General features: G+C 57.2%; 11 protein-coding genes. 7 read left to right on the top strand and 4 right to left on the bottom strand.

What is annotated here, in order from left to right; genetic code table 11:
• Nucleotides 1-37 precede the first annotated feature (37 nt).
• The 4 genes from Pla52o_RS20195 (at nt 38) to Pla52o_RS20180 (ending at nt 4,914) form a co-directional block, all read left to right on the top strand.
• Nucleotides 38-1,678 carry a formylmethanofuran dehydrogenase subunit A gene (locus tag Pla52o_RS20195; protein ID WP_146596444.1) on the top strand — a complete coding sequence of 547 codons (1,641 nt, stop codon included), beginning with the start codon at nt 38-40 and terminating at the stop codon, nt 1,676-1,678.
• Nucleotides 1,679-1,683: 5 nt separating this feature from the next.
• Nucleotides 1,684-2,610 carry a formylmethanofuran--tetrahydromethanopterin N-formyltransferase gene (fhcD, locus tag Pla52o_RS20190; protein WP_146596443.1) on the top strand — a complete coding sequence of 309 codons (927 nt, stop codon included), beginning with the start codon at nt 1,684-1,686 and terminating at the stop codon, nt 2,608-2,610.
• Nucleotides 2,607-3,407: a formylmethanofuran dehydrogenase subunit C gene (locus Pla52o_RS20185; RefSeq protein WP_197169387.1), complete on the top strand. Its 801-nt coding sequence runs from the start codon at nt 2,607-2,609 to the stop codon at nt 3,405-3,407. The genes fhcD and Pla52o_RS20185 overlap by 4 nt, the downstream gene beginning before the upstream one ends.
• Nucleotides 3,408-3,849: 442 nt before the next feature.
• Nucleotides 3,850-4,914, top strand: a complete 1,065-nt coding sequence (locus tag Pla52o_RS20180) for a redoxin domain-containing protein (protein ID WP_231612500.1) — start codon at nt 3,850-3,852, stop codon at nt 4,912-4,914.
• A 71-nt stretch (nt 4,915-4,985) separates the two neighbouring features.
• Here Pla52o_RS20180 and Pla52o_RS20175 read toward each other — a convergent pair whose 3' ends face one another.
• A complete protein-coding gene (locus Pla52o_RS20175) occupies nt 4,986-6,701 on the bottom strand; it encodes a hypothetical protein (protein WP_146596440.1) in 1,716 nt (571 codons plus the stop codon).
• Entirely contained in the window at nt 6,698-7,471 is a 774-nt protein-coding gene (locus Pla52o_RS20170; RefSeq protein WP_146596439.1) for an ABC transporter ATP-binding protein, read from the bottom strand. The genes Pla52o_RS20175 and Pla52o_RS20170 overlap by 4 nt, the downstream gene beginning before the upstream one ends.
• A gap of 359 nt (nt 7,472-7,830) precedes the next feature.
• On the opposite strand from Pla52o_RS20170, the gene Pla52o_RS20165 reads away from it, so the two are divergent.
• The 3 genes from Pla52o_RS20165 to Pla52o_RS20155 all read left to right on the top strand — a co-directional run bounded on the left by Pla52o_RS20165 (nt 7,831) and on the right by Pla52o_RS20155 (nt 14,055).
• Nucleotides 7,831-10,617 (top strand): PSD1 and planctomycete cytochrome C domain-containing protein, encoded by a 2,787-nt coding sequence (locus Pla52o_RS20165; protein WP_146596438.1) that lies wholly within the window; start codon nt 7,831-7,833, stop codon nt 10,615-10,617.
• 13 nt (nt 10,618-10,630) lie between these two features.
• Entirely contained in the window at nt 10,631-12,097 is a 1,467-nt protein-coding gene (locus Pla52o_RS20160; RefSeq protein WP_146596437.1) for a DUF1501 domain-containing protein, read from the top strand.
• A 734-nt stretch (nt 12,098-12,831) separates the two neighbouring features.
• Complete coding sequence (locus Pla52o_RS20155) at nt 12,832-14,055, top strand: mandelate racemase/muconate lactonizing enzyme family protein (protein WP_146596436.1); 1,224 nt, start codon at nt 12,832-12,834, stop codon at nt 14,053-14,055.
• 263 nt (nt 14,056-14,318) lie between these two features.
• Here the strand turns inward: Pla52o_RS20155 and Pla52o_RS20150 are convergent, their stop codons facing one another.
• Complete coding sequence (locus Pla52o_RS20150) at nt 14,319-14,702, bottom strand: TMEM14 family protein (RefSeq protein ID WP_197169386.1); 384 nt, start codon at nt 14,700-14,702, stop codon at nt 14,319-14,321.
• A 480-nt stretch (nt 14,703-15,182) separates the two neighbouring features.
• Nucleotides 15,183-16,460: a polysaccharide pyruvyl transferase family protein gene (locus Pla52o_RS20140; RefSeq protein WP_146596433.1), complete on the bottom strand. Its 1,278-nt coding sequence runs from the start codon at nt 16,458-16,460 to the stop codon at nt 15,183-15,185.
• Nucleotides 16,461-16,574 lie beyond the last annotated feature (114 nt).

Here is a 16,574-nt window from a genome sequence, read left to right as displayed (position 1 = left end):
AGAAGCCCTCCCGCACGATGAATTCACAGGCACGTCTATGTTGACGCTCATTCAGGGAGGGCACGTCATCGATCCCGCTTCGGCAATCGATGGCCGATGCGATCTATGGATCCGTGACCAAACGATCGTTGAGCCTGTCAATGATCGGCCGCCCCATCATACGATTGATGCCACGGGCTGCGTGGTCATGGCGGGTGCCATCGACATGCACACGCACATCGGCGGCGGCAAACTCACGCTGGCACGACTGCTGCTCCAAGACCAATTCCCGCGTGGCAGCGAGCGGACGAGCGAATTCTTGCCCGCCGCGAGCGTCGTCGGCCAACGCTATCTCGACATGGGCTACACAACCTGTTTCGAACCCGCCGTCATCCCCTGTAACGCGCGTTCGGCTCACGCCGAGATGGCGGATGTCAACGGCATTGATACCGGAGGGTATTGCTTGCTCGGCAACGATGATGTGCTGCTGCAACTGCTATCCGAAGATTCGCCCCAAGCAATCATCAATGACTACGTTGCGTGGATGGTAGCCGCAACGAAGTGCATTGCGGTTAAAGTCGTCAACCCCGGCGGCATCAGTGCGTTCAAGTTCAACACGCGAACGTTTGACGTCAACACGCCTCATCCCAAGTATGGAGTGACGCCGTCGACCATCATTCGCCGCTTATGCCGAGCGGTTCACGAGATCGGTTTGGCTCATCCGTTGCACGTTCATTGCAGCAACCTTGGGGTGCCGGGCAACATCGCCTCGACGCTGGCCACGATCGAGGCCGCTCATGGTTTACCGATCCATCTGACGCACGCTCAATTCCACAGCTACGGTAATGCGGGAACGTACAAGATGTCCTCTGCGGCGGAGCCTTTGGCTCGCGCCCTGCAAGCCCATCCCAACGTGACGATAGATGTGGGCCAAGTCATGTTCGGCCAAACCGTCACGATCAGCGCCGATTCAATGCACCAATACGACAACCACACGCGCGCCAAACCGCGAAAGTCGGTGTTGGTCGACGTGGAGTGCGAAGCGGGCTGTGGCGTGGTCCCGTTTCGCTACCATCGCAAGAAATATGTACACAGCTTGCAATGGGCGATTGGCTTGGAATTATTCTTGATGATCGACGATCCCAAGCGAGTCTTCTTAACAACCGACCACCCCAACGGCGGACCGTTCACCGCGTATCCGCATCTGATTCGCTTGCTCGGTGACCGCTCGTATCGCGAAACCGCGCTGGCGGAAATTGAGCCCGAAGCCGCTGCGGCTAGCCAATTGTCGGGGATGTCACGTGAATACAGCTTGCATGACATTGCCACCATGACCCGATCGGCACCGGCGGCCCTGCTGGGGTTGAACAAAGTCGGCAGCCTCCGCCCCGATTGCCATGCCGATATTGTGATCTACCGTAAACAGGACAACTTGGAACGGATGTTCGCCGAGCCCGAGTATGTGATTCGCCGCGGAAGCGTTGTTCGTGGCTGCGGCAGCGTCGATGCGGCGACGATCCCAGCCACGACCCACACCGCCGACGTCCACTTCGATGCCAACGCGATTCCCGGATTAGCCCAGCGCTACGCTCAACAGGGAACCATGGCGATGCAGCGGTTGATGATCAGCGACGATGAAATGGAAGGCGTGTTAGGGACCAAGCTAGAAAAACACGCAGCGGTCCGCTCAGGAAAATAGTCAACATGGATGAAGGCTTCCAAATCAACGGAATTCGTATCGACGCCACCTTTGCCGAAGCGTTCGATATGAAGGCAACTCGCTTGGTCGTCACGGCGGAGGATCATTACTGGGTGTCCGCCGCCGCCGCCGCGATGACGGGGTTCGGCACCAGCGTGATTGGCTGCGGGATCGAAATCGCGGTCGAACGCGAACTCGCGCCCGCCCACACACCCGATGGACGGCCGGGTGTCGCGATCTTGGCCTTTACCGTTTCGGGAAAGGACATGGAGAAACAGATCTCGCGCCGCGCCGGGCAATGCATTTTGACTTGTCCCACCACCGCTCTCTACGCCGGGATCGAGGAAACCGACCCCAAGTCCGACAAACGCATCCCGCTGGGAAAATCGCTCCGCTACTTCGGGGACGGTCATCAAATCAGCAAGATGATCCGTGGACGACGTTATTGGCGTATTCCAGTCATGGATGGTGAATTTGTTTGCGACCATGAAGTACCGCGTATCGATGGCATTGGCGGCGGAAATTTCATCATGCTGGGCAATTCCACCCGAGCCGTTTCAACCGCATGTCGAGCCGCCGTCGACGCGATACGGCCACTCCAAGGCAGCATCACTCCGTTCCCAGGCGGCGCAACACGCAGCGGTTCGAAAGTCGGTTCAAAGTACCCTGCCCTGTCGGCTTCAACGAACGACGCCTTTTGCCCTACGCTGCGTACTTGCGCTACGTCATCGGAATTGATGCGTGATGAATCGGTCGGCATGGAGATTGTGATCGACGGGCTGTCGGACGAGGCGATCGCCACCGCGATGCGAGCCGGAATCGAAGCGGCATGCCATGCCGATACCGAGGGCGGATTGCTGCGTATCACCGCGGGCAATTATGGAGGCAAACTCGGACGCCATCATTTTCACCTAGCGGAGATTCTAAAGTGAACAGCTGGCTTTTAGAATTACGCAACGAAGTGAACCAAGACGTCGATGCCTCTCCATTAACGCTGCTGGATCTCGCGGCTTGCCACGATGCCGATCAAGTCAACCGAATCCAACTGCGGTGTGGTGATCAGACGCGAGACGTGGGCGAACTGTTTTCGGTTTCAAAATCGACTGCCAAAAATGAATTGCGGATCTGCGGAAATTTGAAACGATTCCACCGACTGGGCATCCAACATCGCGTGGGCCGAATCGTCGTCGAAGGGGACGTGGGCCACTACGCCGGGGCGATGATGTCCGGCGGCGAATTACTCGTCTCGGGATCGGCGGGTGACTTTCTCGCCGCCCCGGTCGATGCCTATCGCAGCGGCATGTCCGCGGGCCGAATCAGGGTGCATGGCTCGGTCGGCCACTACGCAGGCCATCGCCTGCGTCGCGGTGAAATCGTGGTCGAAGGCTCGGCAGGCGACTTTTTGGCCAGCCACACGATCGCGGGAACCATCGTGGTTGCTGGCGATGTCGTAGGCAACTGCGGCTACGCGATGCGACGCGGAACGCTAATCCTAAACGCGCTCCCGACAACCAGCCGCACTCGATTCAGCCCTCCGATCGAGTCCCAATCGCCGTTCTTCGCGCTGCTCGCCAAGGAACTCTCTGCAGCGGATAAAACGCAACCTTACCAAGCATTTGCTTGCAAAAAAGCGAGTCAATTGGTCGAGCAGATTGCCGACCAGGGTTACCAATCGATACGGGGCGACTTTGCGGTCGGCGGCCAAGGCGAGATCATTTCCCCCGGCTAAACCAGCGTTTTCGAGTGTCATGCCTGTAGAATGACTGGCGAATGGGCTCGATCGGATCGGTAATATGGAGTCGATTTTGGCACGAAAATGCTTGGTCCGAGCGGAAAGTCTCCGCGACATTCACTACACTCGACGTCAGCGTTTGAGCGATGATCTTGGAAACCCTGCGTTTTCCCTCGTCAAAATGCGCCTATGAAAAGCCAAAACCACGCTTAAATTCCATGATCGACTGGCGGAAGCCAGCCACTTCCGACTATTTTCACTTGTAACCTCTCGCCGATTTCGGCGTTCAAACCTCCTACCAATCGGCCATCCCCCTGATCGGCCCGATGGTTCGCTTTCCGGGCCCTACCTCTCTCCTAAAATCAAGCACCCTAACATGAAGCCCCTTTCACTCAAATCGTCTCTCCTTCTCACAGCGACATGCGTTTTTGCAACGCTGATGCCATCACCGGTCAAGGCCGATGCCACCCTGGGCATCGGATCACCCGCCCCCGCAATCGATGTCGAGCATTGGTTGCAGGACGGCAAGGGATTCTTCAAACCAGTGACTAAGTTCGAGAAGGGCAAAGTCTATGTCATTGAATTTTGGGCAACTTGGTGTGGCCCGTGCGTGATGAGCATGCCGCATCTCGCCGAACTGCAAAATCAATTCCGAGGCCAAAACGTTCAAATCATCAGCGTCTCGGACGAAGAAGTCGAAGAGGTCAAGGAGTTTTTGGCCCGTGAGAACGAAGAATTGAAGCAAACGTTCGAGCAAATCACCTCGGCGTATTGCTTGACCACCGATCCCGATCGCTCGGTCTACAAAGACTACATGGACGCAGCGAAGCAACAGGGCATCCCGACCTCGTTTATCGTTGGCAAAGATGCCCACGTTGAATGGATTGGGCACCCCATGGAAATGGAAGAGCCTCTGCAAAAAGTGGTTAACGACGCTTGGGATCGCGAAGCGTTCAAGAAGGCGATGGAAGCCAAGCAACAGCTTGAAGCCGCCATCGAACAAATTTCGAAGTTGGCCGGAGCTGGCAAGTTCGACGACGCGATCAAGCTCGTCGAGAAACAAATCACCTTGACCGATGACCCATCGCTGATCGGCAACCTGAAAGATTTCCGCGCTAGTTTGATGCTTTCGGCGGGGCACGTCACCGATGAAGTGGTGCAGTACTATCGCGAACGTCTGGCCGACATGAAGGGTAACTGGATGTCGCTAGGCCAATTCGGCTACTCGCTCACCGCCGTGGTTCAACAAGGTGGCAAGGTCGGCCCGTTGGCTGCCGAAGCCGTCGCCGCATTGGCTCCGATCGCCGACAAGGCTGACCCCGAAGCACAACCTCTCGTCTACCACATCTTGGCACAACTTTCCAAAGTGGATAACAAGCTGGATGAAGCGATCGCGTTCCAACAAAAATCGGTCGAGCTGAGCGATGATCGTCAAAAGAAACGAATGCAATTGTTTCTCGATGAATTGACGCCCGATAAAGAAAGCGAAAACGACGAGAAGTAATCTCCCTAGCGTGCGTGCCATGCAAGCGGAGCCGACTCTTGACGCGGCTCCGCTATTGCGGCGGCACATCGCTATTGCGGCGGCACATCGAACGACAAATCGAATCGCCGCCAACAGCTGGTGGTCACCAGCACGCTGATCGCTGCGACGAACCAAGTCGCTGCGATCGCGCCGCCCACGAACCCAAGGGCGTGCCAATTCTCAGGCAAGACGCTCTTGCAAACCGTCCCCCATAGCACCAGCAATGCGAGCGATGCCGCGATCACGCCCGCTTTGCCCAAAAACGTTAGCTTGGCTCGCAACATCATCCCCAAGCCTTGTTGATGTGCGTGATGCGGATAAACCAAGAACAGGGCGTTCTCGGTCGCAAACGTGAACACCGCCAACGCGGCGAGCACGAACGTCCACAACAACCACTGGCCCATACTGGGCTGCACAATCACAGCGGCGGTCGCCAACGTCACCCATTGAAAGATCCATGTGATCAGAATCGGCAACGCCAGTTGTCCGAGCACCATTGTCAGCGGTTTGACGGGCAAGGATTTCAACAATTGCATCCGCAATAGGTCGCGTCGAAAATCGAGACGCAGTGCCGGAGGAGCCAACAACATCGTGCACAATGCAATCCCGCTGACGACGTAGAACCATTGCTCCAACACCTGGTTGGTAACCAGCGGCGACAAGCACAACAGCGTCGGGATCAGAAAACTAAACCCGATCGTTCCGCGATACCGCCGCACGCTTTGGTATTGCCGCGTCCACAGCGCCTTGGTCGCAGCGATACGTGAATATCCAGACGGAATGCCCTGCGGATTCGCGTTGTCGTGCCCCCAGCGACGTACCACATCACCCTGGAAACGCCCGCTCGGTTGTTGGCGAAGCAGTGCTTGCTCATGCCTGAAATTCTGGTGCAATGCCCACGCATCGACCCAAACCAAAACTCCCACAGCAACGCGAATCGTGATTGCAATACAGACGATCGCAAGCAGCGTCCACAAGGAGTAAGCCGGCGCCACAGCCACCTGGGCCATCGGGATCCAGGCAACCGCAAGCACTTGGATCACAAAGCTCTGCGCGACGTCACCGACGGCATAAAGAACGTGGATCCCATACAACCACGTCGGCGACCCTAGTGGGGTCATCGACGCCACATTCGCGATCACTTGCAGCGCTACCGCGCTGACCCACAACACGCTGACGACCTTCGCTCGCTTGCGATTCGTTTCGCTCAGCCCGCTGGCCACACGGACCAGGATTTGACGGACCAAGTCCAACAGCAACAACGAACTGAACACCCCGAGAATCAAGAGTTCCACGCGCGGAACGTCACCGACGAGCACGATCGTCAACAACATTGTTTTGATGGCGGTGGCCGCCACGATGTTGCTGATGCGATACGTCGCCAGACTCGATCGGCGCAGCGGCGCCCCGCCAAGCCAAAGCCGTTCGGCCGGCGTTAACTCCAAGTCGACCACCGTCTCGGTCCATACACAGCGGACCGCGTGGTAGAGGGCGTACAACACCATGCCGCCGGAGAGCCAATCGCGAAGATGATCGGGAGAGGCCGGAGCACGGTTCGAGAGGACAAAGATACCGTACAAGACATACGCGATCAGAAACAAACCAGCCGAGAGTGTCGCCAAAATGCGTCTCGGAGAACGAATCCGATCCCATGTTCGTCGCAATCGCAATTGGCTACGCGCACAAGTCAACCACAGCAAATGACGGTGGATGCGAGACGGGTCCCAACATGATCCGGGCATCGATGAGGTTGCATCGCGGCTCATACAACCCCTTCCATCGTGGTTGAGGTTGGCATCGCCACGGCAGCAACCGCGATCGGTTCATTTTCACTTGCCGCAAAATACGCATCCTCCAACGAAGCGTTCCCCGGATAGGCCAATCTCAAATCTTCCGCCGTGCCGAAGAACTTCGCTTCCCCCCGCTTCATCACCAGATAGTGGGTGCAAATCCCTTCAATCATCGGCAACAAATGGCTGCTGATCATGACCGTGGCTCCCGCTTGAGCACGCTCGCGAACCGAAGCCAAAAGTTCACGAATCCCCGGTGGGTCGAGTCCCGTCATCGGTTCATCAAGTAACAACACGGCGGGATCGAACAAGTAGGCACAACACACCGCTAACTTTTGACGCATACCACGCGACAACGTCGTCGCGCCGGCATCGACCTTGTCCAACAATTGAAACTGAGTCAGCAGTTGAGTCGCTTTGGGATAAAAATCTTCGACTTGATACAAACGTCCGATCATTTCTAGATGCTGGCCGACCGTCAAATCATCAAACAGCGGCGGATCATCAGGGACGTACGCTAAACGACGTTTCAACTCAATCAAATCAAGCTTCGCGTCATATCCGGCGACGCAAATCGATCCGTCAGAGGCTGGAATCAATCCCGCCAAACACCGCATCACGGTCGTCTTTCCGGCACCGTTTTCGCCAACGACCCCGCACACCTGACCTTTCTGCAACTGAAACGAAACGCCATCGACGGCCCAATGCCGGTCGTAAATCTTTCGCAAATGTTGAACTTCGATCATCGTCCGCTATCGCTATCCATCGTCAAAATTGAAATACACACCGAGAGTGAGTACTGAAAGCTAGCACACGAGTAGCGTCCGACATCCACAAGTCGTGTAGTAGCAATCATGCGGGTTATCCCATCGATTAAGAGAAACCACGCAGCATGGGCATCCGTGGCACAGCCCGGAGGGTTGGAAATCGAGATTTCCGCGAGATTTTTGGGCAGGGACACGGGGGCGGAGGATCCGACGCGGATTCGCATCTCACGCTCCTGGCCTCGATTACGTGTAAGATAAAAAGCCCACTCCCTAGCCCATGCCCCCGCAACCGACGTGTCAATGGCGTCTCATGCCCTCGATCGAGTCTCAGGTGCCCCATGAAGAAAGCGTTTGCCTTCGCCCTGCTTGCGAGCCTTCTGGTGGCCCGAGTCGACGGCGCGACGATCGATTTCGTTCGCGACGTGCGGCCCATTTTCCAAAAACACTGCTATTCGTGTCACGGGGAAGCAAAGCAAAAAAGTGATCTGCGATTGGACATTAAATCCGAGGCCTTCAAAGGCGGTGCCGGCTATGGGCCGATCGTCGTGCCGGGCAACGTCGAGGAGAGTCCCTTATTGGAATTGGTCACCACCGACGACGAAGACTCCCGGATGCCTCCAGAGGGCGTTGGGCTCTCTGCCGCAGAGATTGACACGCTGACAAAGTGGGTCGAACAAAACGCCGTCTGGCCCGATGGCGTCGACCTCGCCGAACTCGAAGACCGACTCGACCATTGGTCCTTCAAACCGGTTACCCAACCGCTGCCTCCGGCGGTATCCGACGAGACGTGGACACGCAATGCCATCGACTCATTTGTACTGGCCAAACTCCAACGTGAGGGATTAACGCCATCACCGCCCGCCGATGCGGTAACGTGGCTGCGCCGGGTGACGTTGGATTTGACCGGATTGCCACCCACGCCCGAACAGGTCACCGCGTTTTTGCAGCACTCCAACGCAGCTGACAACGACAACGCTTACGAGGCCGTCGTCGACCGGCTGCTGCAATCGCCTCGTTACGGCGAACGCTGGGCCCAACATTGGTTGGACGTCGTGCGCTACGCCGACACCCATGGGTTTGAGGTCAATACCGAACGCCCTAATGCGTGGCCCTACCGCGACTATGTGATTGAGGCCTTCAACAACGACATCCCGTACGATCGCTTCATCCGCGAACAAATCGTCGGCGATGCCGTGGGCGCCGACGCCGCCACCGGCTTTTTAATCACCGCCTCGGTGCTGTTGCCGGGACAGATCGGAAGAGATGCCCCCTCGATCCGACTCGCCCGCCAGGACGCATTGGACGAGATTGTCGTCAACATCACGCAAACCTTTCTTGGCTTGAGCGTTGGATGTGCGCGATGCCACGACCACAAATTTGACCCCATTTCCCAGCACGACTATTACGCGATGCAGGCGTTCGTGTCGGGAGTCGAATATGCCGACCGGGAGCTCAAGCCACACGACTCAGAAGCACGCGCAATCGAGGCTCTAGAGTTAAAAAAGGAACTGGCCGACGTCCACCAGCAACTCGCTCTTTTCACACCGCTGGCCGGTGTCGGCATCGAGCGACCGCCGATCAATGCGCGGATGAATTCCGATCGTTTCGCGGCGCAGAAATCCAAACGCGTCCGCTTCACGATCCACGCCACCAACAAACTCGAACCGTGCATTGACGAACTCGAAGTTTTCGACACTGGCGGTCGCAATGTCGCTCTTGCCAGCCTAGGGACGAAAGTCACCTCGTCGGGCAATACCACCGTCGCCAACCGCCATGAATTGCGATTGATCAACGATGGTAACTACGGCAATTCACAAAGTTGGATGTCCAACGAGACCGGCAAAGGTTGGGTCGTGCTCGAGTTTGATGAGACGCATGAGATCGAGCGTGTCGCGTGGGGGCGGGATCGAGAGGGCAAGTTTGCCGACCGGTTGGCGATCGACTACACGATCGAAGTGGCCGACCTCGAGGGACAATGGACGAAGGTGGCCGATGCCTCGGATCGGGCCGAATTTGTACCGAATAAGAACACCCCGGTTCCCTTTTCCTACGACGGTCTGAGCGACGATGAAGCTCGCAGGGCCAAGACGTTGTTGAACCGCCAACACGAACTCGAAAAACAGCTTGCCAAAATCACTGAGATTCCGAAGGCGTTTGCAGGAAACTTCCGCAAACCGGATGCCATTCATCTGCTTAACCGCGGCGACCCCGAGCAACCCGAGGAGAGGGTCCAACCCGCCGTGCTCAGCTCCTTCGACGACCTCTCGCTTCCTGCGGACGCTAACGAACAACAGCGGCGGATCGCCTTGGCGGACTGGATCGCAAGTCCCTCTCATCCGCTGACCGCGCGGGTGATGGTGAACCGCATTTGGCAAAGCCACTTTGGCATGGGAATCGTCGAGACGGCCAGCGATTTTGGCCGCATGGGAACTCCCCCTTCGCATCCCGAATTGCTCGATTGGTTGACCCAACAATTCACTCAGTCGGGTTGGTCGATCAAACAGATGCATCGCATGATCGTGTTATCGGCCACCTACCGACAATCGACTCAAGCCAACCCCGCCGCGGCCAGCAAGGATGCCGACGTGCGTTGGCTTTGGCGTTATCCATCGCGACGGGTCGACGCCGAAACGATTCGCGATTCAATGCTAATGACCGCCGGGCGACTAGACCTAACGATGGGAGGCCGGGGCTTCGATCTCTTCAATCAACGCGGGGGGCTATCCGGTTTCACACCGGTTGAATCGTTCAGCGGCGAGGGACTCAAGCGAATGATCTACGCTCACAAGGTTCGCCGTGAACGCGATGCGGTCTTTGGCGCCTTCGATTGTCCCGATGGTGGCCAGAGCACCGCTCGCCGGATTGAATCGACCACGCCGATCCAAGCCCTCAATTTGTTCAACAGTGTTTTTACTCTCGAACAATCCGCCGCCTTTGCGGGCCGTGTGCAAACCGAGATTGCCGAGGATGTCGACCAACAAATTCGACGCGTCTACCAGATCGCTCTGAACCGTGATCCTCAAGCCGACGAAGTTTCCGAGGCTCAAAGCGTCGTCCACGAGCACGGCTTAGCGACGCTTTGCCGAGCCCTCTATAACAGCAACGAGTTCTTGTTTTTGCCCTAGGACCTTCGGAACCATGAACATTCATGATCAATCACTACCGATCGTTGGCTTTGACCAACTGAATCGACGCGGTTTCCTCTCCAACACCGCCACGGCCCTCGGTTCGGTTGCACTCCTCGATCTACTCGGGGGCAACCGCTCGTATGCTTCGCAACCGGCGATCGATCCCGCACGACCGTTCATTGCTCGAGCGCCGCACTACCCCGCAAAAGCGGAGAATGTCGTTGTCATCTTCTGCGCCGGCGCGGTCAGCCAACTGGAGACCTGGGACTACAAACCCGATCTCATCCCGCTCGACGGAAAACCACTGCCCGGCGGCCCGGCGGTGACATTTCAGGGCCCGGCTGGAAACCTGGCGCGACCGCAATACAAATTTCGTCAGCGTGGGCAAACCGGCAAATGGGTCAGCGACATGATTCCGCATCTCGCGGAATTGACCGATGACATCGCCTTCGTTCACTCGTTGACCAGCAACAGCAACACGCATGGTCCCGCCGAAAACTTTCTGTCCACTGGTAACATTTTGGACGGCTTCCCCAGCCTCGGATCCTGGGCCACCTATGCGCTCGGCAGCGAGAACGCAAACCTGCCCGCGTACGTCGCCATCCCCGATCCCCGCGGCGTCCCCCAAAACGGATCCAACAACTGGGGCCCTGGTTTTCTGCCCGCCGCGTTTCAAGGCACCCCGCTGTCCTCGAAAGCCCCGATTCGCCACCTCCGCCCCACCGGAGTGAGCTCGGCGGCGGACGAAGCGACGCGGTCCTTATTGCAAAACATGAACGATCGGCATCTGCAACAGCATCCCGGCGATGGCAAATTGGCGGCTCGGATCGCCAGCTACGAGCTTGCGGCGCGGATGCAATTGAGCGTACCGGAGATCACCGACCTCAGCTCCGAGCCGGCTCATATCCTGAAAAGCTACGGTGCCGACGATGAATCGAATCCGACGCGAGCCGCGTTCGCTCGCAACTGCATCCTCGCGCGGCGGATGATTGAACGCGGGGTACGTTTTGTCCAGCTCTTTAATGGTGCCTACGCCAGCGGCGGAGAGCTGAATTGGGACGGCCATAGCAAGCTGAAAGAACAATACGACAAACACGCTGCGATCTTAGACCAACCCGCCGCCGCGATGATCAAAGACATGAAGGCGCGTGGATTGCTGGAAAACACCTTGGTGGTTTGGTGCACTGAGTTCGGCCGCATGCCATTCTTTCAAAAAGGGGCATTGGGCCGCGACCATAATCCCGATGGCTTTACCTGCTGGATGACTGGCGCGGGAGTGAAACCCGGCGTCAGCCACGGGATGACGGATGAAATCGGTCAAAAAGCGGTGCAAGACATCCATCCGCTGTACGACTTTAACGCCACGATCTTACATCTATTGGGACTCGATCACGAACGGCTGACGTTCGAGCACAACGGCGTCCAGCGACGCTTGACCAACGTCGAAGGCCACGTGATCCACGAAATCTTGGCGTGAGCGGTAGCAACCCTTGCTTCACCCTTCCAGCTTGCGTTGGGAGGGTCGGAAATCGAGCCTTCAGCGAGATTTCCGGGGAGGGCTCGGTGACGCTGAATCAATGATCACCATGGGGCCAGCGTCACCATAGAGACAGAGCCCAATGCTAAAATGCGCGGGCATCGGCCCGATTTCGCTTGATCTCCGGCGAGACGCCTCGCCATCAGCGATGGTTTCGGTCGTGGCAACCGTGAAGCCACGCCGATGGATTAGGACCGCCCCGTTGGGGCTTAGCTAGATAGGGTCACGTCAATCTCAGGGCGTTGCCCTGGGCTGACCTAACGCCGGCCCGTTGGGCCTAAACAGACCGTCACATCTCCGCCCCAACGGGGCGGCCCTAACGCTTGGTCGTCATGCGGCGGGGCAGCGTCTGAGCAACCAGGCCCGGACGTCGATGGGCCGCGCGATCAGCAGATCCGTCTGCCCCATCGACTGCCAACCGTCGTCGACCTTTGGCGCCATGAAAACACGAAGCAAGAAAGGCGAGTGACTGCGCAAGCATTCCTCCCAGCGATGCGGTATCCTGCACGGACATTACAGCGACCCTCCGTGGTTTCGTGAAACCATTCGCACACGGCGGGGCGCTTCTTATTGGTTCTCGCGTCAAGCGAGATAAGTCTCGTTCAGACTAAGTCTTACGAACGATCGACTCATCAAACTGGCGCTGCCCAGCTCAAGTGCAGGATCGAAGCGACATGAAAATTACGAAATTGGAAACCGTCATTCCCCGCGACATCATGCCGGGGCTACTGGCATTACGAATCCATACGGACGCAGGCCACATTGGCCATGGTGAGACGTATTATGTTCCCGAAGCCGTGGCATCGACGATTCATGATTGGATGGCCAAGCGGCTGTTGGGGGCCAATCCGCTAGAGATCGAGAGTCATTGGCGTTTTCTTTACGAGCGGACGACCAACTTCGGCTCGCGTGGTTGTGAGTTGCGTGCGATTTCTGCAATCGACTTGGCGCTGTGGGATATTCTGGGTCAGGTTTGCGATCAACCCGTCTGGCAATTGCTGGGCGGCAGGAGCCAGGACAAAATTCCCGTTTACAATAGCAGCGCCGGCCCCAGCTACGCTGGAAAATCCAATGAGCCGCACGATTCGCATGTGTGGCCCGGCCATGGGTGCGTGGGACACGAAGGGCCTTTGAACGACTACTGGTCCGTCGTCAATCGACCTACCGAATATGTCCAGGAATTGCTCGACGAGGGATATCGAGCGGTGAAGATGTGGACACTGGACTTTGCCGCGCATAAGCACGGCGGTCCTCTTTATCTATCGAAGCAAGATCTCGAAGTCGGGCTGCGTCCCATGCGTGCGATTCGAGATGCGTTTGGCAATCAGATTGAAATCATGTTAGACGGGCACGGATTCTTTCAACTGCCCACCGCAGTGCGGATCGCGAAAGCCATGCGTGAGATCGATCCGTTGTGGCTCGAAGATGTCATCCGGCCGGATTGCGTTGACACCATCGCAGATTTCCGGCGGCAAACCGATGTGCCACTCGCTGTCAGTGAGATGATGATCGGCATGGAAGATTATCGCCTGGTCCTGGAGAAGCGTGCCGCCGATTACATCATGATCGATCCGACTTGGGTCGGCGGCATTTCGCAAACTCATCGCATTTGCAATATGGCACAGAGCTACAATGTGCCGGTCGTGATGCACGACTGTACCGGACCGTTGACATTGCTGTCGGGACTGCAGGTCGGTACCGCGACGACGAATGTCGCATGGCAGGAGACCGTCAGATCGCAAATTCGGATGATCTATCCCAAGCTGATTTCCGGAACGATTCAGGTCGAAGCAGGCTACGCGCATGCCTCGGACGAGCCGGGAATCGGAGGTCGATGGCTGCCAGAGCTTTTTGAAGGCAGCACCTACCAACATCGGGTCAGCGAGGCGGGACGTTAACGCGTCGCCTCGACAACCGTGAAGCCACGCCGATGGATTAGGACCGCCCCGTTGGGGCTTGGCTGGATTGGGTCTCCGTCAAACCCAGGGCGTTGCCCTGGGCTGACCTAACGCCGGCCCCTTGGGCCTAAAACAGACCGTCACATCTCCGCCCCAACGACTCTCCGATTGGTGCCAGCCATTGAAGGACGCCCCAAGGGGACGGGGCCTTGAATGGACGCATGGAACCAACTACGACCGCCGTCCGCTTTGATTCTCGGAACCTATTTGAAAAAACTAAAAAGGAGCGTGCCGACGGTGATGATTCCCAGGACGACCACTAGCAGGTTGGGCATGATCTTGAACTTCTTCAGCAACGAAGGGCCAAACTGGCCAATCAACAGTAGCGAAACAACGATCCCTAGAACTGCCCCTGCTGTGATGCCTCTCGCAATCAGAAACGCTGAGAGCAGAAGGAGTCCGCCAGTGATGCTGCCTGCGATCAATGAAGCCTTGCTTGCCGCTTTGACATAGCCCATCACTCCTCCAAAGACGACAAAAGCTCCGAAGATTGCTGTTACGATTACCGGAAAGTCCACACAAGTCTCTTTATTTTCAATTGCCAAGTTCTGGCAGAAATGATTCAGCGGATTGGAATACAGATCCATCCACGCAAACTGCCTTGCGCTGAATTGTAATGAGTCGCCCCCAAGGTGCCAGCCACGAATGGCCCCTCCGAGCATTTCGTACGACTCCCGCGCAGGACTCAAAGCTGCGTCCGAACGAAGGGCACCTCCGATTGGTACCATCGGGCAGTGATTCGGCTGTTCTTCACTCCACACTTGGCTGTCTTCTCGTGCTTCAGCAGGCTCAGTGCGGTCCGCCTCAGTGTGCTGAAGTTCTCATCGCCGTGGATCGAACACCACTGGCATTGCCCTCGAGTAAGAGGCACAGACCGTCCACGACCCCGGTCGGGGTCGGCGTTTCATTCGTTTCGAAAACCGGGGATGCGCTACTGCGCAGCGACCCCCGGCTAATCTCGGTAATCCCCTGTCGGGATACAAACGGGGCGTCCTCCGGTATAAGTGGGACGGCCATCTGCGGATGGCCCGATCGCCTGCGTACTCCGGTGCACTACAGCCCGCGGCTCAATCGGATGCAAACTGATCCGCCAGCACTTGCATCGTCTCACGTTGCCGCTTGTGCACAAATTGCCGTGCCGTTTCGGTCTTGGCTTTCGCCGCTGCAAAGTCGCTGGCCATCGCGACCACCGCATCGGGCACTCGAGCGGCTTGCTCTGGAGCGTCGAGATCGAACAACCAATCTCCCAGCCCGATGTCTTGCCACATGAACCCCTTACTCGTCTGTTCGGCGAAGCGGCAAACGATCGCGGGAATGCCGTTACCGACCGCCATGATCGGTGAATGCATCTCGCTACCAAACACCCCAGCGCTACGAACGTAGACGCTCAGCGCTTCGTCGGTCAGCCAGAAGTTTTCGCGCCACACGACTCGCGGTTTGACATCGCCGGGCAATTTGTCATACAGATTCTCTTTGCCCACCGTCATCTGAGTCATGTCCTCGGGGCATAACAGCACCTTCAAATCGGTTTCGCGAATCACACGCACGATGGCCTCGAGAATCGGCGCATGATCCTGCGTTTTCATCGCTTCGTTACGCGCGTGCCGTGCCGCATCGATCTTGCGTTTTTTGCTTGGGATGGTCCAGTACGGTGTGTAGCGCAAACGCGAAAAACAACAGAGGAACTTTCCAGTTTCAAGCTCGTTGGCTTGGAGGAACTGGGCCGCTTTTGCATCGTCACGCAAATCGCAAGCAAACGCGCCGTCGGGTCCAAACTCCATCACCGGACTTTGGACTCCTTGCTGTTTGGCGAACTCCAGCGAAACCGAGTCGCGAAAGAAAACGAATTCGGCTTGGCTGAGCAACTCCTTGTCATCGCCAGAAAAGAAGGAACCGTGCGTGATCCCATACACGCCAAACGGTTTCCCAACATGTTGCACAAACGCAGCGACATCGCGTGCGGCGACCAACGACGGGCCCGAACCGTGCAACAAAAAATCACACTCGTCAATCGCGGTTTGTAGCTCCGCGTTGGATGCGTTTCCGCCAGCACCGATTGCCCCTTTGACGATTCGCAGTGTTGGAAAACGTCGATGCTCCATCGCGGCCACTTCCTCCGTCAAATCATAAGATGCCCAGAGGACGACGTCGGCATTGGGAAGGTGTTTTTCCAGCAGCGCCAACACTCCCGGCGTATGCGCGATGTCACCAATGTTAGCCACCTGCCACGACGAGCGAAGCAGGATTTGAGGGCGCCCGCCCTGAGCTGCTATGACCGTTTTTCCTAATGACGTGGCAAGCGTTGTCGCCAGACTAGCTTGCAAAAAGGAGCGACGTTGCATCATGGTGATGTTCCTAAGCGGCGTTTGATTTACTGCGATTTATCGGATTCACGATGGACGACAGGGCGCAAGCGGGGGGAACCGGACGCTAACGCGCCTGCGGCTGATGGGATCGAC

Source organism: Novipirellula galeiformis, assembly GCF_007860095.1.
Lineage (GTDB): Bacteria > Planctomycetota > Planctomycetia > Pirellulales > Pirellulaceae > Novipirellula > Novipirellula galeiformis.
The sequence above is the reverse complement of the archived record's forward strand: the minus strand, read 5'-3'. Positions and strand labels throughout refer to the sequence as shown.

Bases quoted from the DNA above. Each gene is read 5' to 3' on its own strand.
- Pla52o_RS20195 (WP_146596444.1), top strand. From the start codon at position 38: ATGTTGACGCTCATTCAGGGAGGGCACGTCATCGATCCCGCTTCGGCA.
- fhcD (WP_146596443.1), top strand. From the start codon at position 1,684: ATGGATGAAGGCTTCCAAATCAACGGAATTCGTATCGACGCCACCTTT.
- Pla52o_RS20180 (WP_231612500.1), top strand. From the start codon at position 3,850: ATGCCATCACCGGTCAAGGCCGATGCCACCCTGGGCATCGGATCACCC.
- Pla52o_RS20175 (WP_146596440.1), bottom strand. From the start codon at position 6,701: ATGAGCCGCGATGCAACCTCATCGATGCCCGGATCATGTTGGGACCCG.
- Pla52o_RS20170 (WP_146596439.1), bottom strand. From the start codon at position 7,471: ATGATCGAAGTTCAACATTTGCGAAAGATTTACGACCGGCATTGGGCC.
- Pla52o_RS20165 (WP_146596438.1), top strand. From the start codon at position 7,831: ATGAAGAAAGCGTTTGCCTTCGCCCTGCTTGCGAGCCTTCTGGTGGCC.
- Pla52o_RS20160 (WP_146596437.1), top strand. From the start codon at position 10,631: ATGAACATTCATGATCAATCACTACCGATCGTTGGCTTTGACCAACTG.
- Pla52o_RS20155 (WP_146596436.1), top strand. From the start codon at position 12,832: ATGAAAATTACGAAATTGGAAACCGTCATTCCCCGCGACATCATGCCG.
- Pla52o_RS20150 (WP_197169386.1), bottom strand. From the start codon at position 14,702: ATGGATCTGTATTCCAATCCGCTGAATCATTTCTGCCAGAACTTGGCA.
- Pla52o_RS20140 (WP_146596433.1), bottom strand. From the start codon at position 16,460: ATGATGCAACGTCGCTCCTTTTTGCAAGCTAGTCTGGCGACAACGCTT.